18 protein-coding genes are annotated in these 17,208 nt (G+C 73.4%); 9 read left to right on the top strand and 9 right to left on the bottom strand.

Annotation, left to right across the window (positions count from 1 at the left end):
* Positions 1 to 287 precede the first annotated feature (287 nt).
* From ACFWFZ_RS22275 to ACFWFZ_RS22260, 4 genes are all read right to left on the bottom strand, one after another.
* Entirely contained in the window at positions 288 to 1,202 is a 915-nt protein-coding gene (locus ACFWFZ_RS22275) for a hypothetical protein (RefSeq protein ID WP_387124535.1), read from the bottom strand.
* The gene (locus tag ACFWFZ_RS22270) at positions 1,199 to 2,821 is read right to left on the bottom strand and encodes a DUF3492 domain-containing protein (RefSeq protein ID WP_387124534.1); all 1,623 of its coding nucleotides are present in this window, start codon (positions 2,819 to 2,821) and stop codon (positions 1,199 to 1,201) included. The genes ACFWFZ_RS22275 and ACFWFZ_RS22270 overlap by 4 nt, the downstream gene beginning before the upstream one ends.
* A gap of 384 nt (positions 2,822 to 3,205) precedes the next feature.
* On the bottom strand, positions 3,206 to 4,558 hold the full coding sequence (locus ACFWFZ_RS22265) for a DUF3152 domain-containing protein (RefSeq protein ID WP_387124533.1): 1,353 nt from the start codon (positions 4,556 to 4,558) through the stop codon (positions 3,206 to 3,208).
* A gap of 87 nt (positions 4,559 to 4,645) precedes the next feature.
* Positions 4,646 to 5,641, bottom strand: coding sequence for an alpha/beta fold hydrolase (locus ACFWFZ_RS22260; protein WP_387124531.1), 996 nt, complete (start codon positions 5,639 to 5,641; stop codon positions 4,646 to 4,648).
* A gap of 141 nt (positions 5,642 to 5,782) precedes the next feature.
* Between ACFWFZ_RS22260 and ACFWFZ_RS22255 the strand changes: the two genes are divergently transcribed.
* The 4 genes from ACFWFZ_RS22255 to ACFWFZ_RS22240 all read left to right on the top strand — a co-directional run bounded on the left by ACFWFZ_RS22255 (position 5,783) and on the right by ACFWFZ_RS22240 (position 7,585).
* The gene (locus ACFWFZ_RS22255; protein WP_387124530.1) at positions 5,783 to 5,998 is read left to right on the top strand and encodes a hypothetical protein; all 216 of its coding nucleotides are present in this window, start codon (positions 5,783 to 5,785) and stop codon (positions 5,996 to 5,998) included.
* 148 nt (positions 5,999 to 6,146) lie between these two features.
* Complete coding sequence (locus ACFWFZ_RS22250; RefSeq protein ID WP_030029460.1) at positions 6,147 to 6,785, top strand: TetR/AcrR family transcriptional regulator; 639 nt, start codon at positions 6,147 to 6,149, stop codon at positions 6,783 to 6,785.
* A gap of 150 nt (positions 6,786 to 6,935) precedes the next feature.
* On the top strand, positions 6,936 to 7,163 hold the full coding sequence (locus tag ACFWFZ_RS22245; RefSeq protein WP_030029459.1) for a DUF3107 domain-containing protein: 228 nt from the start codon (positions 6,936 to 6,938) through the stop codon (positions 7,161 to 7,163).
* A gap of 119 nt (positions 7,164 to 7,282) precedes the next feature.
* Entirely contained in the window at positions 7,283 to 7,585 is a 303-nt protein-coding gene (locus ACFWFZ_RS22240; protein ID WP_387124528.1) for a hypothetical protein, read from the top strand.
* Between the two features lie 101 nt (positions 7,586 to 7,686).
* Here ACFWFZ_RS22240 and ACFWFZ_RS22235 read toward each other — a convergent pair whose 3' ends face one another.
* Positions 7,687 to 8,445: a ferritin-like fold-containing protein gene (locus tag ACFWFZ_RS22235; RefSeq protein ID WP_387124527.1), complete on the bottom strand. Its 759-nt coding sequence runs from the start codon at positions 8,443 to 8,445 to the stop codon at positions 7,687 to 7,689.
* 447 nt (positions 8,446 to 8,892) lie between these two features.
* Here ACFWFZ_RS22235 and ACFWFZ_RS22230 point away from each other — a divergent pair, with 447 nt between their 5' ends.
* The 3 genes from ACFWFZ_RS22230 (at position 8,893) to ACFWFZ_RS22220 (ending at position 12,129) form a co-directional block, all read left to right on the top strand.
* Positions 8,893 to 10,920 (top strand): DEAD/DEAH box helicase, encoded by a 2,028-nt coding sequence (locus ACFWFZ_RS22230; protein ID WP_387124526.1) that lies wholly within the window; start codon positions 8,893 to 8,895, stop codon positions 10,918 to 10,920.
* Between the two features lie 102 nt (positions 10,921 to 11,022).
* Positions 11,023 to 11,880, top strand: coding sequence for an alpha/beta fold hydrolase (locus tag ACFWFZ_RS22225; protein WP_387124525.1), 858 nt, complete (start codon positions 11,023 to 11,025; stop codon positions 11,878 to 11,880).
* Between the two features lie 96 nt (positions 11,881 to 11,976).
* A complete protein-coding gene (locus tag ACFWFZ_RS22220) occupies positions 11,977 to 12,129 on the top strand; it encodes a hypothetical protein (protein WP_199819290.1) in 153 nt (50 codons plus the stop codon).
* Between the two features lie 93 nt (positions 12,130 to 12,222).
* Here ACFWFZ_RS22220 and ACFWFZ_RS22215 read toward each other — a convergent pair whose 3' ends face one another.
* The 4 genes from ACFWFZ_RS22215 to ACFWFZ_RS22200 all read right to left on the bottom strand — a co-directional run bounded on the left by ACFWFZ_RS22215 (position 12,223) and on the right by ACFWFZ_RS22200 (position 15,140).
* Positions 12,223 to 12,828, bottom strand: coding sequence for a MarC family protein (locus tag ACFWFZ_RS22215; protein WP_387124524.1), 606 nt, complete (start codon positions 12,826 to 12,828; stop codon positions 12,223 to 12,225).
* Positions 12,829 to 12,903: 75 nt separating this feature from the next.
* Complete coding sequence (locus tag ACFWFZ_RS22210) at positions 12,904 to 13,767, bottom strand: PHP domain-containing protein (RefSeq protein WP_387124523.1); 864 nt, start codon at positions 13,765 to 13,767, stop codon at positions 12,904 to 12,906.
* An 83-nt stretch (positions 13,768 to 13,850) separates the two neighbouring features.
* Positions 13,851 to 14,495: a DUF6758 family protein gene (locus ACFWFZ_RS22205; RefSeq protein ID WP_387124522.1), complete on the bottom strand. Its 645-nt coding sequence runs from the start codon at positions 14,493 to 14,495 to the stop codon at positions 13,851 to 13,853.
* 60 nt (positions 14,496 to 14,555) lie between these two features.
* Positions 14,556 to 15,140, bottom strand: a complete 585-nt coding sequence (locus ACFWFZ_RS22200) for a suppressor of fused domain protein (protein WP_387124521.1) — start codon at positions 15,138 to 15,140, stop codon at positions 14,556 to 14,558.
* Between the two features lie 376 nt (positions 15,141 to 15,516).
* Between ACFWFZ_RS22200 and ACFWFZ_RS22195 the strand changes: the two genes are divergently transcribed.
* Positions 15,517 to 16,632: a magnesium and cobalt transport protein CorA gene (locus ACFWFZ_RS22195; protein WP_387124520.1), complete on the top strand. Its 1,116-nt coding sequence runs from the start codon at positions 15,517 to 15,519 to the stop codon at positions 16,630 to 16,632.
* A gap of 42 nt (positions 16,633 to 16,674) precedes the next feature.
* Complete coding sequence (locus tag ACFWFZ_RS22190) at positions 16,675 to 17,190, top strand: hypothetical protein (protein WP_387124519.1); 516 nt, start codon at positions 16,675 to 16,677, stop codon at positions 17,188 to 17,190.
* The last annotated feature ends 18 nt before the right edge of the window (positions 17,191 to 17,208 follow it).

The following is a 17,208-nucleotide window of genomic DNA, read 5'->3' as shown; positions in this document are numbered from 1 at the left end:
CCCTTGGTCGGTTGGCTGGCCGGTCATGTCTGTTTCTCCTTGCGGACGGATGGGTGAACGGGGCGGGGTACGGGAGTTGCGCCTCGGTGTCGGCTCCCAGGGGGTGTCTTGCCGATCAGGCCGGATCAGGGAGCGGTGGATGACGCCGTGGGGCGCAAGGCGGACGAGGGAGGCGACGCGGAGCGTCGTCGAGTGAGGACAACGCGGCGGGCCGCGGCGGCAGGCGCCGCGAGCCCGGCATGATCGGCAAGACACCCCCCTGAGGGCAGTGGTGGTCCCGGGGGACGTCATGGCCTCGCGTGCGCGGATGCGCGGGACAGGGCGAGGACGGCGTGGACGAGGAGTGCGGCCGCGGCGGCGGGGGCCGCCGCCGGGACCGGGATCAGGGCGAGGGCGAGTGCGGCGGTGGCGGGTCCGCCGCGGGATCCGTGACGCAGCAGGAGCCGGGTCAGGAAGAGGAGCAGGGCGAGCGGCACGGCCACCGGCAGCGGTGCGCCGGCGACCGCGGCCGCCGCGGCGGCGGCCGCGGTGAAGGCGGCGACCGCCGTGAACAGCAGCGGGCGGGCCCGGTCGGCGAAGTCCTCCAGGGCGCGGCTCCCGCCGAGCCGGACCCTGGCTCCCGCGGCGAACCCGGCGGCGAGCAGGTGCCCGGGGGCGACGGCCAGCGCGAGGCCGACCGCGAGGGCGGTGCCGTGCCGGTGGACGGCCCAGCCGGCGGCGGCCGCGGCGAGCAGGTGGGCGAGCCACGGGAAGCGGCCCCCGGCGGCCCGCCCCGGCCACACCAGGGCGGCGGCGGTGGCGGCCACGGCGGCGGGCCCGGCCCACGCCTGGCCGGCGGCGGCCGCGCCGGCGGCCAGGGCCCCGGGGAGCAGCGCACAGCCGAGGGCGCGGTAGGCCGACGGCCCGGCCGGGGCGGGGGCGGGCGCGGCGGCGGGCGCCTCACCGCGCGGGCTGCGGGCGTACAGCTCCTCGGCGAGGGAGAAGACGTCCCGGTGCCGGAAGCGGGCGGCGGTGCGGTCGGTGATGCCGTGGGCCTCCAGGCCGGCGGCGATCTCCAGGGGGTCCACGGCCCGCCCGCACAGCTCGCGGTGCTGGTGCAGCAGGGCCTTGACCGGGTCGCCGGCGGCCCTCCGACGCGCCTTCTCGGCCGACGGCGGGGCTGCGGTGTCGGGGTCGACGGTGTCGGGGTCGACGGTGGTCATACGGCGGCCTCCGAGGTCGGGTCGGGTGCGGGCTTGGCCCAGGTCGGGCTGGTCCAGTGGCCGGGCACCCGCGCCTCCGGGGGCCGGGCGAAGGGGACGCCGCCGTCGGGCCGTTCGGAGCCCTTGGCCAGCAGCCGCAGGTAGATCTCCTGGAAGGCGGCGACGTTCTGTTCGACGGTGAACAGCTCCAGGGCCCGCGCCCGCGCGGCGGCTCCGAGGCGTTCCGCCCGCTCGGCGTCCCCGAGGAGGGACAGGCAGGCTTCGGCGAGCGCCCGCGGGTTGCGCGGCGGGACGACGAGCCCGGTGCCGCCGATGACCTCGCAGACCGCGCCGACGTCGGTGGAGACGGTGGCGCGCCCGCAGAGCATCGCCTCGGCCAGGGTGAGGGGGAAGCCCTCGATCACGGAGGACAGCACGACGACGCGCCCGGCACCGTACGCCTCAGCCGCGGAGGGGACCTCCGGTCCGCCGATCTCCTCGAAGGCCACCGGGTTCTCCCCGACGGTGACGCGGTCGGCGGCCTCGTCGGGGAACAGCTGCGCGGCCAGGGAGCGGCATCCGGCGAGGTAGCCGGGGTCCGCGGCCGTGGCGAAGATCCGAAGCCGGGCGCGCGGCTCGGCCCTGCGGACCTCGGCGAAGGCGTGCAGCAGGGCGACGAGGTCCTTGGCGGGCTCCACCCGGCCGACCCACACCAGCGTGTCGGGGTCCCCGCGGTCGGCGGCCTCCCCGACGGTGGTGAATCGGTCCGCCTCCATCCCGGGGTAGACCGTCCGCAGCCGGCCGCGTGTGGCGCCGCAGCGCTCCTGCCAGCGCCGGGCGTGGGCGTTGCCGGGGGTGAGGAAGTCGGCCCGGGCGTAGATCTCGGTGGCCAGCCGCAGGTGGAAGGCGGCGAGCAGGGCCCGTACGGCGGGTCGGGGCTCCTCGCCCTCGCCGGCACCGCCGAGGTGGGCCAGGTAGTGGGCGCGCAGCTGGACCCCGTACTCGGTGACCAGCAGTGGGACTCCGAAGAAGCGTTTGGCCAGCAGACCGGGCAGCGATGCCACGCCGCCGGCGGCCGCGTGGCAGACGTCGACCGCGCCGAGGCCGTCGCCGTGGGCGTCCTCCTCGTACCAGTCGAGGGACAGCGGCCGCAGCATGCCCTCCAGTTCGTCCGCGAACTCCAGCAGGTCGGTCACCTGCGCCGCCTGTACGGGGCGGCTCGCGCCGGGGGCCCGGCAGGCGGCCTCCAGGGCCCGCACCGCGGACTCGGAGCGCAGTGCCGCGTACAGCCCGCCCTGTTCGCGGGCGAGTCCGGCGAGTCCGTAGAGCCCGGCGGCGAAGGAGTCGGGTGCGCCGGCGCAGATGCCGTGGACCAGTTCCCCGAAGCAGTCCGCGAACCGTCGGCGCTCGCGCCGGGAGTAGGTCCGCCCGTCGTCGGCGGGGGTCCACAGGGGGGCCGTGCGGACGCGGGTGACGTGCTCGGGCAGCGGGACCCGGCCGCGCTCCTGCTCGGCGCTGCGGCTCAGCGCGTAGAGCTCGAACTCGTGCTGCGGGAGTCCGCGCACGAGCCGGTCGCACCACAGCCTGGCCTCGCCCGTCGCATACGGATAACCACCTTCCGTGAGCAGTCCGATCCGCACGAGTGGCACCCCCGATCTCCCGTCCAGGCGGTCGCCGTCGGTCAGGCGACCCGCCGCGGGAGAACTCAAGCGGATATGCCGAAGGTGCGACGGACGGTTGTCCGTCGCGCCACCGGAAGGGGTGAAGAGTCGTAACTTTCCCGTACGGTTCGCGTTCGAGCACGCTAGAAGTACGGCCTGGGAGAAGGCCGAACCAGGCGGTGGCGAGGGCTTCTTGACGCGAGGTGCGGCATGCGGCGGCGCGGCCCGGGGCGGGCGCTGGCGGACCACCGACAGGTCGTGCGCGACGGATGCCGACGGCGCCTGCCCGTGGGCGCGGACGGCCCGGATCTCGGGGCACGCCCCGGCCCGCCCACCGGGCGAGGCGGCAACTCAATACAGACCCTAGGGGAACGCCCAAGGGTTGGGCTTGCACTGGATGCCGTCGATGGTGAGGGACTTGGTCTGCTGCTGCATGACCGGGGCGAGCGCGCCCGGGGTGCGGCAGTTGACGTGGCCGTGGCCGAGCCGGTGGCCGACCTCGTGGTTGATGAGCATCTGGCGGTAGGTGAGCATCTGGTCCGGGCCGTAGGTGTCGGAGCCCTGGGCCCACCGGAAGGCGTTGATCATCACCCGCTCGGTCTTCGCCGAGTCGCAGGACACGTTGCCGACGACGGTGTCGAGGCCGGACTTGGCGCACCAGACGCCGGTGGTGCCGGGGCTGGCGAGGGTGATCACGAAGTCGGCCTCGTCGCCCGGTACCCGTTCGAAGGACTTCGCGCCGCCGTGGGCCCAGCTGCGGTCGTCGTTGAGGGTGCGGTGGACGGCCTCGGCGAAGAGCTGCGGGTCCAGGCCCAGGCCCTGCTCGACGTCGACCCGGTAGCGCACGACCTTGCCCTTGCCGGGGCCCTTGGCCACGCCGGGCACGGTGTCGAAGGTCCCCGGCCCGGCGAGCTTCGGGTCGAGGGGCAGCTGCGCCGCCATCTGCTGCTCGTACGTCAGCTCGGGCGCGGGCGCCGGGGCGGACGGCGTCGCCACGGGCGCGGCCACTCCGCCGTTCGGGGTGGGGCGGCCGTCGGAGCGGGAGGCGGCGGTGTCGCTGCGGTCCTTCCCCGTGGCGGCGGGCGCGCCGGCCCTGGCCTCGTCGGCGTCGCCGTCGAGGTACGCCTGGCCCGCGACGACCACCGCGAGGACGGTGGTGACCGCGGCGGCGGCCATGCCGGTGTACGTACGGACCTTGCGGCCGCGACCGGAGCCGGACTCGGGCTCGGCCTCGGACTCGGGCGGCTCCACGACGGGGTCGGCCGGCATCCGCGGGCCGGGCACCCGGCGGTGCGAGCCGGTGGAGGTGAGGGGGCCGGGCGCGGCCTCGTCGACCGTCACCTGCGGGAAGCCCCCGGCGGGCGCGGCGAAGGCCGGGGTCCCGGTGTCCAGGAGCGCGGCGTGAGCCGCCACCCCGGCCGCAGGGGCCTCGGTGCGCGGGCGCGGCACCCCGCGCCAGTCCCCGTACACGGAGCCGGAGTCGAAGTCTGAGTCGGGCCGGGCGCCCCAGGCGCCGCCGGGTTCGTACTGCTGGGGGTGGCCGCCGGCACGCGTGTCGGCGGTGGGCAGGTCCTGCGCGTACCCCTGGTGGGTGACGGTCGATTCGGGCCACCCGGCGAACGGGTCGCCGTTGCCGAACGCGTCGCTTTCGAAGACCTCGTTCCCGAAGGCGTCGTACGCGTACGGATCCCCGCACCCGGCGGGATCCGGCTGCACCTGCGGGCGCGCGGCGGCGGGCGCCTGCGCCGGAGCTGACTCCGGAGCGGGCGCCCCGGATTTTCGACTGTGTCGTCCCACGACCCCTCAGCCCCTGCCGTCTTCGGTGTCCCGATCCGCAGCCCCCGCGCCGGTGTCGCGCAGCAGCTCCGTGAAGGCGGCGGCCACCACCTCGGGGTACTCCATCATCGCCACGTGCCCGGCCTCGGGCAGGCACAGCAGCCGCGAACCTCGGAAGGCCGCGGCGGCCTTGTGCGCCTTACGGTACGAGACCAGCCGGTCCCGGCCACCGTAGACGAGCAGGGACGGGGCGAGCACCCGCTGCGCCTGGCGCCACAGCCCGTGCTGGCCGCCGAGGGTGTAGGCGTCGACGATGCCGCGTGACGTGCGGGTCATCGCGTCCCAGAAGTAAGGGAGGGCCATCCGGCGCTCCATCTCCTCCACGGCGTTGCGGAACCCCTCGGGAGTCACCCGGGAGGGGTCTCCGTAGCAGAGGTCCGTCACTCCCCGGGTGCGCTGCTCGGCGGTGAGGCCCTGGGTCATCCGGCTGAAGAGGGCGGCCACCCCGGGCAGCGCCAGGAGCGCGGTCGGTACGGCCGACCGCTGCACGCGCAGCTCGGGAAGGGCCGGCGAGACGAGTGTCAGGGTGCGCACGAGGTCGGGGCGCACGGCCGCGACCCGGGTGGAGACGGCGCCGCCGAGGGAGTTCCCGAAGAGGTGGACGGGTCCGCGACCGGCGGCGTCCAGGTGGCGGATGACGGCCCGGGCGAACGCGGTGACGGAGTAGTCGCGGTCGGCGGGTGGTGGGGACCAGCCGAAGCCGGGCAGGTCCACGGCCTCGCCGTCGACGGTGTCCGCCAAGTGCTCCATGAGCGCCGACCAGTTCTGCGAGGAACCGCCCAGCCCGTGCACGAAGAGCGCGGGCGGCAGGTCGGCGCGCCGGGGCGGGCGCGCCCGGACGGCCAGATCCAGTCCGGGAAGCGCGGCGGTGCGCAGCTGCTCTCCGTCGGCCACCCGGACCGCTCCCGCGGGGGAGGACAGTTCGGCGGTGGACCGCACGCCCGGCAGCTCGGTCGAAGACATGCGGGCAATGTTACGAGAGGATCACGTTCCACTTGTTGTGTTCGCGGTCACAGTCTCATCGCGGATCCTCGTATCCGCATAGCGGTGCCTCCCTGATCCTCCTAGGCTCGTAAGTGACACAAGGAAGCGAGGGGAGCGGCGATGACTGTCGACCCTGCAGAGCCGGACACCTTCCGGGAGCGGCATCCGGAATCCCTCGATCCCGAGGCGCCCGAGGCGGATGTGGCCGAACAGCAGGCCGACCTCCAACCGGGCGACGACGACCCCGACAACGGCCGGCCGGCCGGCCAGGCCGCGGACGGCGACGCCGCCGAGCAGGCGCGGGTGGTGCGGCTGGACGAGGACGACTACCGCTGACCCGATCGTCGACCGACCGCTGACCAGCGCCTCCGGGCCGTCCGTACCGCGAGAAAACTCGGCTCGGACCCCCCAGATTCGGTTACCGAAAAGTACGATGGCGGCGCGGCGCAGAGCGCCTGTGTTCTGAGAGAAAGTGGGAGGCGGCGTGACAGCCATCGAGCAGACCGAGGCAGCGCGTCCGCGGGGCACGCGACTGCCGCGCCGAGCCCGGCGCAACCAGCTGCTGGGCGCGGCCCAGGAGGTCTTCGTCGCCCAGGGTTACCACGCGGCCGCGATGGACGACATCGCCGAGCGTGCCGGGGTGAGCAAGCCGGTGCTCTACCAGCACTTCCCCGGCAAGCTCGACCTGTACCTGGCCCTGCTGGACCAGCACTGCGAGGCGCTGCTGCTGGCCGTGCGCACCGCGCTGGCTTCGACGACGGACAACAAGCTGCGCGTGGCCGCCACGATGGACGCCTACTTCGCGTACGTGGAGGACGAGGGCGGCGCCTTCCGGCTGGTCTTCGAGTCCGACCTGACGAACGAGCCCGCGGTGCGCGAGCGCGTGGACCGCGTCTCGCTCCAGTGCGCGGAGGCCATCTCCGACGTCATCGCCGAGGACACCGGCCTGTCCAAGGACGAGTCGATGCTGCTGGCCGTGGGTCTGGGCGGGGTCTCCCAGGTCGTGGCCCGCTACTGGCTCTCCAGCGAGAGCCCGGTCGCCCGTGACACGGCGGTCGGCCTGCTGACCTCGCTCGCCTGGCGCGGCATCGCCGGTTTCCCGCTGCACGGCGCGGAATCCTGACCGACGGCCGCCTGCGCGGCCCTCGCGGCCCCTCGCGGTGTTCGCTGCCAGCGTGTCCGCTCTGCGCGGTCCGCATCCCCTCTCCGGGCTAATGTGGACCGCGTACGGCGCGGCTGATCGCGCGAACCGGATCGTCGGAGGGACAAAGCCGTGGAGGTCAAGATCGGCGTGCAGCACGCACCCCGGGAGATCGTGCTGGAGAGCGACCTGAGCGCCGAAGAGCTGGAGAGCATCGTCAGCGCCGCGCTGTCCGGCAACGAGCCGCTGCTGAGCCTCACCGACAGCAAGGGCCGCAAGGTCCTGGTGCCGTCCGACCGCCTGTCGTACGTCGACCTGGGTGAGCCGACCGCACGCAAGGTCGGTTTCGGAGCGCTCTGAGAAGCTCTGGGAACTGCCCGAAACGGCCCGGTGGTTGATTCCGCCGGGTCGTTTCCCTTTCTTCCGCTTCGGGTAGGACCGCAGTGACCCGGTTTGCCCTGACGTATGGGAGAGACTCCATGGTGCTGATGGAAGTGCTCGGCTCCGCGCTGTTGGGCCTGGCTCTGTCCGCCGCGGCCGTCCGAGTGCTCGCGCCCCGGCTTCCTTCCCGCAGGACGGTACTGGTCAGCGGGGTGCTGGGGGCGCTGTTCGGCGCCTATCTCACCCACTTCGCGCTGGGCCCGGGGCCCTACACCCTGATCGCGGCCTTCGTCGGCGCGGTGCTGGTCTCGGCCGTGGTGCTGTCCCTGCTGCTCCGTCCGGCCCACGGGCCCCGCAGGCGTCCCCACAGGACTCCGTTTTCGCTCCCGTCGCGGGGGTGACTCCTGAAGCCGGGCCGTGAGGCGGCCGGCTTCCCGGACCACGTACGCCGGCCCCGGCGCGCACACGGCGCGCCGGGGCCGGCGACGTACGGACCGTCAGGTCAGGCGGCGAGGCCGAGGGCCGCCATCCGCTTGGTGTGGGCCTTGGTGATCCGGGTGAACATCTCGCCGACGGCCGCGAGGTCGAAGCCCGCCGCCATCCCGTCGACGCCGCCGACCAGCATGGTCGAGAGCGCGTCGCGCTCGGCGACCACACGCTGGGCCTGCGAGAGGGCCTCGCCCATCAGGCGGCGGGCCCACAGCGCGAGCCGGCCTCCGCAGCGCGGGTCGGCCTCGATCGCGGCGCGCACCTTCTCGACGGCGAAGTTGCCGTGGCCGGTGTCGTCGAGGACGCCGACCACGAGGGCGCGGGTGTCGGTGTCCAGGTGGGAGGCGACCTCACGGTAGAAGTCACTGGCGATGGAGTCGCCGACGTACGCCTTGACCAGGCCCTCCAGCCAGTCCGACGGGGCGGTCTGGCGGTGGAAGTCGTCGACGCCCTGGGCGAAGGGCTGCATGGCGGCGGTGGGCTCGACCTCGATCTTGGCGAGGCGGTCCCGGAGCTGCTCGAAGTGGTGGAACTCGGCGGAGGCCATCGCGGCGAGCTCGGCCTTGTCGTCCAGGGTGGGCGCGAGCTTCGCGTCCTCCGCGAGGCGCTCGAAGGCCGCGAGCTCCCCGTACGCGAGCGCGCCGAGCAGGTCCACGACGGCGGCCCGGTACTGCGGCGAGGCAGATGCGGTCGCCCAGTCCTGCGAGGCGATCCCCGTGGCTTCGGCGGGGGTGCTGTCGTCGGCGGGCGAGGCGTTTTCTACGGTCGGCATGCTCCGCACAATAGCCCGCCGAATGGCGCCTCAAGTCACCACGTCTGCTCATAGCCTGTCCACCTAAACCCACCTCCCCGGTGAATTCACCCGACACACCTGCGCGATTCCGGGGTACAGTGGTAATGCGCCTGCCGAATACTCGGCGGGCCATCCGAATGAGGATGCCCGGTCGGTGGCCCGATCGGCTCCAACCGACCGCCCTCGGTGTGGTGCGTACGTCCATGCGTACCGCCTCCCACGAGGGGCCCCCTCAGCGGCAGATGCGCTTGAGCGAAGGCCAGTGGTCCCGCGCAGCTTCGTACGTGGCAGTACTGCAAGCACAGCACGGTAGGACCCCCCTCGCCGCCTCGCGCCGCGTCTCACAGAAGAGGCAGCACCCTGACTACGTTCCGAGACCTCGGGATCTTTCCCGAGACGGCCGAAGCCCTTGAGGCCGTCGGCATCGTGTCCCCCTTCCCGATCCAGGAGATGACCCTCCCCGTCGCCCTTTCCGGCACGGACGTCATCGGCCAGGCCAAGACCGGAACCGGCAAGACGCTCGGTTTTGGCCTTCCCCTGCTGGAGCGGGTCGTCGTCCCCGCGGACGTCGAGGCCGGCCGGGCCACGCCCGACCAGCTGACCGACGCCCCGCAGGCCCTCGTGGTGGTTCCGACCCGCGAGCTGTGCACCCAGGTCACCAACGACCTGCTCACCGCCGGCAAGGTCCGCAACGTCCGCGTCCTGGCCATATACGGCGGCCGCGCCTACGAGCCCCAGGTCGAGGCCCTCAACAAGGGCGTCGACGTGATCGTCGGCACGCCCGGCCGCCTGCTCGACCTGGCCGGACAGCGCAAGCTCGACCTGTCCCGCGTCCGCGCGCTCGTCCTGGACGAGGCCGACGAGATGCTCGACCTGGGCTTCCTGCCCGACGTCGAGAAGATCATGGCCTACCTGCCCGCCAAGCGTCAGACGATGCTGTTCTCGGCGACCATGCCGGGCGCGGTCATCGGCCTGGCCCGCCGGTACATGACGCAGCCGACGCACATCCGCGCCGTCTCCGAGGACGGCGAGGGCGCGACCGTCGCCAACATCACGCAGCACGTCTTCCGTGCGCACAACATGGACAAGCCGGAGCTGGTCTCCCGCATCCTGCAGGCCGAGGGTCGCGGGCTGGCCATGATCTTCTGCCGTACCAAGCGCACGGCGGCCGACATCGCCGAGCAGCTGGAGCGCCGCGGCTTCGCGTCCGGCGCCGTCCACGGCGACCTGGGCCAGGGCGCCCGCGAGCAGGCTCTGCGCGCGTTCCGCAACGGCAAGGTCGACGTGCTGGTGTGCACCGACGTCGCCGCGCGCGGCATCGACGTCGAGGGTGTGACCCACGTCATCAACTACCAGACGCCGGAGGACGAGAAGACCTTCCTGCACCGGGTGGGCCGCACCGGCCGCGCGGGCAACAAGGGCATCGCCGTCACCCTGGTCGACTGGGACGACATCCCGCGCTGGCAGCTGATCAACAAGGCGCTGGAGCTGGACTTCCACGACCCGGTCGAGACGTACTCCACGTCGCCGCACCTGTTCGAGCAGCTGAACATCCCGGCCGGCACCAAGGGCATCCTGCCGCGCGCCGAGCGCACGCGGGCCGGCCTGAAGGCCGAGGACCTGGAGGACCTGGGCGAGACCGGCGGCCGCGGTGGCCGTGGCGGCCGTCCCGCACAGGCCGCCGCCACGGTGACCGAGGAGCGTCCGGCCCGTACCCGTACGCCGCGGCAGCGCCGCCGTACGCGGGGCGGGTCCGAGGTCGGCGCCGACCAGGCGGCCCCCTCCCCGGTGGCCGAGGCGCCGCAGGCGCCCGCCGCGGGCGACGAGCCGCGCAGGCCGCGCCGCCGCCGGACCCGTGTGGGTGCGGTGCCGGTGCAGTCCGCTCCCGCGGCGGTGGCCGACGCTCCGGTGGCCGAGGCCGCCGTGGTCGCGGCTCCCGCGGCCGCGGTGACCCCGGTCGCCGAGGAGGCCCCGGCCACGCCGCGGCGTGCCCGCGTCCGCAAGGCCGTGGAGAGCGCCCCGGAGCCGGACTTCCAGACGGCCCCGCCCGTCGAGCCGGCTCCCGTCCGGGCGCGACGCCCGCGCCGGGTCGTGGAGAGCGCCCCCGAGCCGGACTTCCAGATGGCTCCGCCCGTCGAGCCCGTCAGGGCGCGACGCACCCGCAAGGCGGCGGCCGCTGCGGTGACCCCGGTCGCCGAGTCTGCCGTGGCCGTGGCGGAGGAGGCTCCGGCCAAGCCGAAGCGGACCCGCACCCGCAAGGTCGCGGAGACCGCTCCGGTGGCCTCCGAGACCGTCGTGGTGGCGGAGGAGGCCCCGGCCAAGCCGAAGCGGACCCGCACCCGCAAGGCCGCGGCCGCGCCGGTCGTGGAGGCCGCCGCCGTGGCCGAGGACGCCCCGGCCAAGCCGAAGCGGACCCGTACCCGCAAGGCCGCGCAGGCCGCTCCGGAGGCGTAGGACCACAGCACCGCACCGACGGCCCCGGCCCCCTTCCGAGGGGGCCGGGGCCGTCGGCGTACCCGGGGGGCGCCATGGGCTACGGGCCGGTAACCTCGGGCCATGAGCAAGCCGCCGCGCCTTACGCTGCCGTCCGTCGCCCGTGCGTACCGCCTCTCCACCGACCGCGGTCCCTTCGCCGTGCACGAGGCCGGGGAGCCGGTCCGCGGTACCGCCCTGCTGGTCCCGGGGTTCACGGGCAGCAAGGAGGACTTCATCGCCCTGCTGGAGCCGCTGGCCGCCGCCGGCTACCGGGTGGTCGCCGTCGACGGGCGCGGTCAGTACGAGACGCCGGGCCCGCGCGAGGAGTCGGCGTACGGCCTGGAGGAGCTGGCGCGCGACCTCCTCGCGCAGGTCCGCGCCCTGGGCGCGGGTCCCGTACACCTGGTCGGCCACTCGCTCGGCGGGCTGATCTCGCGGGCCGCCGTGCTGCGCGACCCGGAGCCCTTCGTCTCGCTCACCCTGCTGAGCAGCGGGCCGGCGGCGATCGCCGAGGAGCAGCAGGCGCGTACGAAGCTGCTGGTCGCCGCGCTGGAGGCGATGGGCGACGACATGGCGGGGATCTGGGCTGCGATGCGGGCCCACGATCCCGAGGACGCGGCCCAGGACTCCCCCGAGCTGACGGACTTCCTGCGCGAGCGGTGGCTGGCCACCGTGCCCGAGCAGCTGATCGCCACGGGCCGGGCGCTGATCTGCGAGCGTGACCGGGTGGACGAGCTGAGCCGGGTCGGGCCGGCGAAGCTGGTGCTGTCGGGGGCCGTGGACTACGCCTGGCCGGTCCCGCTGATGGACGCGATGGCCGAGCGGCTGGGCGCGCGGCGGGTGGTCGTGCCGGGGACCGAGCACTCCCCGAACGCCGAGGACCCGGCGACCACGGCCGCCGCGCTGGCCTCGTTCTGGGACTCCGCCACCCCCGTGTAGTTAGCCAGTGAAAAAATTTCCTTAGCGTAGGGAATGATTGCGGCTTACACTTCGTTGACCCGGTACAAGGAGAACACTGACGAAGGGAGAAGCCCCGTGCGCTTCGAGATTCTGCGCCTGGACGATGTCGACGGGACCGCCGTGGACAGCACCGTCGTGGACGCGGCCTCCGTCAACCGGATCGTGCAGCAGGCCGCGTCGATCGGCCAGCGCATCCTGATCCGACCGGCCGGGAGCGCGTCTTCCTGACGCTCCCGCGCGAAACGGCGACGCCCCCGCACCGGGACCGGTGCGGGGGCGTTCACATACGGCGGCGCGGGCGGCGCGAGCGGCGCGGGACGGTCAGGCTCCCTGGACCACCTGGAGCACGCCGTTGATGATCTGCTGGACGGCGATCGCCGACAGCATCATGCCGGCGAGCCGGGTCACGAGGACGACGCCGCCGTCCTTGATGACCCGGATGATCACCAGCGAGTAGCGCATGGTGATCCACAGCACGGCGTGCATGGCGATGATCGCGGCCCAGACCGAGACCTGGCCGGCCGCCCCGTCCGCCTTCTGCACGGCCAGGATGACGGACACGATCGCACCGGGCCCGGCCAGCAGCGGCATGCCCAGCGGGACCAGGGCGACGTTCACGTCCTTGGTCTGCTTGGGCTCGTCGGTCTTGCCGGTGAGCAGGTCGAGGGCGATGAGCAGGAGCAGCAGGCCGCCGGCGATCATCAGCGCCGGGACGGAGACGTGCAGGTAGTCGAGGATCTGCTGACCGCAGATGCCGAAGACCGCGATGACGCCGAAGGCCACGCACACGGCCTGCCAGGCCATGCGGCGCTGCACCTTGACGGGACGGCCGGAGGTCAGCGCGAGGAAGATCGGCGTGATTCCCGGGGGGTCCATAATCACAAAAAGGGTGAGAAAAAGGGATCCGAAGACGGCGAAGTCGAACACAGTGATGCCTTGCAGGAGAGAGGGGTGTCGCGAAGAAGAGGTGAGGACGGGTGGAGCGGGCCGCAGCGCGGCCGGTCAGCGCTCGCGTCCGCCCGCGCCGGGCACGGGGAAGGCCCCGGTCGCGCGGCGCGTGATCTCGCCGTAGATCTCGGGGTCGGTCGTGTACTCGCCGAGACGGCAGGTCTTGCGGCTGCCGTGGTAGTCGCTGGAGCCGGTGGCCAGCAGCCCGAGGTCCGCAGCCAGTCCGCGCAGCCGTGCGCGGGTTTCGGCGTCGTGGTCCATGTGGTCCACCTCGATGCCGTCCAGGCCCGCGGCCGCCAGCGCGGCTATCGCGGACTCCGGCACGCACCGGCCTCGCTTGACGGCGGCGGGGTGCGCGAAGACGGTGACACCGCCGGCCGCCTTGACCAGGCGTACGGCGTCGAAGGGGTCGAGTTCGTGCTTCTCGGCGTACGCCCGGCCGCCGTCGGCGAGCCAGTCCGGCGTGAAGGCGTCCGAGACGGTGGGCACGACGCCCAGCTCGACGAGAGCGGTGGCGATGTGCGGCCGCCCGACCGAGCCGTCCCCGGCGATCCGCGCCACCTGCTCCCAGGTGACGTCCACGCCGAGGTCCTGGAGCTTGCCGACCATGGTCCGGGCCCGCGGGACCCGGTCGTCCCGTACGAGTTCCCGCTCGCGGGCGAGCTCGGGCTCCTCGGGGTCGAAGAGGTAGGCGAGCATGTGCACGCCGATCCCGTCGAGCCGGCAGGACAGCTCCGCGCCGGTCACCAGCGTCAGTCCGGCGGGAAGCGCCGCGAGGGCCTCGCCGTACCCGGCGACGGTGTCGTGGTCGGTCAGCGCGACCACGTCCAGCCCGGCAGCGGCGGCATTGCGCACCAGCTCGGCGGGGGTGTCCGTACCGTCGGACGCCGTGGAGTGCGCGTGCAGGTCGATGCGCACAGCGGGGCTCCATGGGTCGTACGGACGGACGGGGGGGACGCTCCAGGATAACCGGGCGGAGGGCCCCCTTCCGCCGGAAGGATCTACGCGGGGCCCAGGATGCGCGGGCTCAGCGCCCCGCACGGGAGGAGTTCGACCTCGGCGCCCCCCTCGCGCAGGTCGGTCAGGACCAGCTCGTCGTACAGCAGGAGGCCCGACTGCTGCGGCCAGACGATCGCCCACAGCCACAGACCGCGCGCCTCGCCGGCGAAGACGGCCCGGTCGTCCGGGCCTCCGCCCACGTGCCACAGCGGTGTCGGCCGGCCGGCCGCGACCACCTTGGTGTGGGGCGGCCCGGCCATGTCGATGGACCGGCCGGGGTCGAGGCCGTCGATCCCCGCGTACCGCGCGCCCAGGCCGACGCCCAGCTCCTCGGCGATCAGCAGCAGCTCCCCCATGCCGCCCACCGGTCCGGGACCCGAGCAGGCGACCACCGTCGCCCGGCCCCCGCTGCGGTCGTCACCGGCGGACGCCACTCCGGTGAACAGCCATCCCAGCGGCAGCGGCCACGGCATCCACACGGGCACCCGCGCCCGGTGCACGACCACGCCCAGGCCCTCCACGCTCGGCGGGATGACGGGCTGCAGGGGGTGGACGGCGCCGTGCGCCGCGCACTGCCAGGAGTCGGAGAAGAGTCCGGGCGCCCTGACCCGGCCACCGCACTTCGGGCAACTCGGTTCACCCCTCATAGGTAGCCACGCTCCTCCCCGCCCGGCCGCCAGTCAAGGCGCGGTCACCCGTCCGGGCTGTCAGTCCAGTGCGACGGCGCTACGCAGAGGGTCCCTCAGGTCCGTCCCGCGCGCGAGCCAGCGCTCCTGGAGGGCGGCCGCGCCGTGCACCCGCTTCCAGGCCGCCTCGTTCGCCGTCATCGGCAGCAGCGGCAGGAACCGCACCGGCTCCATGGGCTCGTCGAGCTGCAGGTCCTCGACCAGACCGCCCGGTTCCGCCACGAGGACGGAGCTGAACGGGGCCCCCTCCCACAGCGGCTCGCCCACGTCGAGCGAGGCCCCCGGGGCCACGACCAGCCCCTCGACCTGCGGGGAGGCGGCAAGCACGGCGAGCGGCCTGAGCAGTTTGTCGGTGTCCGCCAGCCCCGCCCGTACGGTAAGCACCAGTTCGGCGCGCGGGCCGCGTACGGGGTCGGCGACCACGGCGGTCGGATCGGTCATCGGGTTCGCGGACATCCCGAGGGTCGCGTACCGCACGAGGTCGCCCTCGGCGAAACGGAGTACCTCGATGCGGTCGGTGCCCAGGAAGGTGACGGCGGCGCGGGCGTCGGGTTCACCGAACGCGGTGCGCAGCCGGGCCTCCACGAGGGCCAGAATTTCTGCCATGCAGCGAGCATAGAACTCGTATCAGGCGGGTAAAGGGCGGGTCTTGACCATCCGTCGGCTGATAGTGTTGACAGCTGTTCGGGGCCGCACGCAGAAGCGTTGTTTCAAGGCCCCGGAGACAGGACGTCCCCCACGGGGGACCGGCCGGAGGAGGTGGGGCTGCGGTGGACCGAAGTCGATCGTGCAGTACCAATCGCTCTTCCACTTCTCCGGCGGGCGCTTCCCGCCCTCTGTGATCTTCTGATCAGTAGAAGAGCGACGGCAGAACGTTGTCCTCCCGTCCTGTTCCCTCCCGCCTGCCCGGGCCTGCCCGCCCCGTATGTCGGAGGGTCTCCCACCCGTACGGTCCGCAGCCGTGCGTGCGAAGGAGCCTGCCATGTCGATGCTGCCCTACCTGCGCGCGGCCGTACGCCCGTCCCTGCGCAAGTCCAGCCCTGTACAGCCCGGCTACGACACGACCCGCGACCCGTCGGCGAGCAGCGCGGTGGTCGACTGCGCCGTGTACCGCGACGGCCGCCGGGTGCTGGGCCCGGTGTGTCTGACGCCCCGTGAGGCGATCCGCCGGGTCCGCGAGGACGGCGGCTTCGCGTGGATCGGCCTGCACGAGCCGACGGAGGCCGAGTTCGCGGGGATCGCCGCCACCTTCGGGCTGCACCCGCTGGCCGTGGAGGACGCCGTGCACGCGCACCAGCGGCCGAAGCTGGAGCGCTACGACGACACCCTCTTCACCGTCTTCAAGACGATCCACTACGTGGAGCACGCCGAACTGACCGCGACCAGCGAGGTGGTGGAGACGGGCGAGGTGATGTGTTTCACCGGCCCCGACTTCGTCATCACCGTCCGGCACGGCGGCCAGGGCTCCCTCAAGGGACTGCGCCACCGCCTCCAGGACGATCCGGAGCTACTGTCCAAAGGGCCCTCGTCCGTGCTGCACTCCATCGCCGACCACGTCGTCGACGGCTACATCGCGGTCGCGGCGGCGATGCAGGACGACATCGACGAGGTGGAGAGCGATGTCTTCGCGGCCCCCGCCAAGGGCCGCGCGCGCGGTGGCGACGCGGGCCGGATCTACCAGCTCAAGCGCGAGGTGCTGGAGTTCAAGCGGGCGGTCTCGCCGCTGCTGCGGCCGATGGAGCTGCTGAGCGAGCGGCCGATGCGGCTGGTGGACCCGGACATCCAGAAGTACTTCCGGGACGTGGCCGACCACCTCGCGCGGGTGCACGAGCAGGTCGTGGGCTTCGACGAGCTCCTGAACTCGATCCTGCAGGCCAACCTCGCGCAGGCGACGGTCGCCCAGAACGAGGACATGCGCAAGATCACTTCCTGGGCGGCCATCATCGCCGTGCCGACGATGATCTGCGGGGTGTACGGGATGAACTTCGACCACATGCCCGAGCTCCGCTGGGAGTACGGCTACCCGATGGTGATGGCGACGATCTTCGGTGCCTGCTTCACCATCCACCGGGCGCTGCGCCGCCACGGCTGGCTGTAGGGCCCGAGGGGGACCCGAGCGGCGACCCCCTACCCTGTGCGCATGACTCTCAGCACGCTCGACCTGGCCCTCGTCGAGGAGGCCACCAAGAAGTCCGGCCTGATCTGGGTCCGCGGCGCCGGGGCCGACCGCGCGCTGTGGCACGCCTGGGTGGACGGCGCGGCCCACGTACTGGGCGACGGGCCCGGCGAGCAGCCGTTCCCCGGGCTGGCGGACGGCGCGAGCGCCGAGGTGACCGTGCGGAGCAAGGACAAGGGAGGCCGGCTGGTGGCCTGGACGGCGACCGTACGGGAACTCGCGCCCCGTGGCGAGGAGTGGCAGGCGGCCGTGGCCGAGCTCAAGGGCAAGCGGCTGAACGCGCCCGACGCGCAGGACATGACCGAGCGGTGGGCACGGGAGTGCCGGCTGCTGAGGCTGGAACCGGAATCGGTGCGGTCCGAACTGCCGGACGGCTCGCTGGCCGCGGCCCCGCTCGGCTCCCCGGCGACGACCCGCGGGCCGGTGCCCGCGGCCCTGCCGAAGCTCCTGCTCAAGCGGAAGAAGCGCGCCCGGGGTTAGGGTCTGTATCGAGTTGCC

The organism is Streptomyces sp. NPDC060232 (assembly GCF_042726555.1).
Lineage (GTDB): Bacteria > Actinomycetota > Actinomycetes > Streptomycetales > Streptomycetaceae > Streptomyces.
The sequence above is the reverse complement of the archived record's forward strand: the minus strand, read 5'-3'. Positions and strand labels throughout refer to the sequence as shown.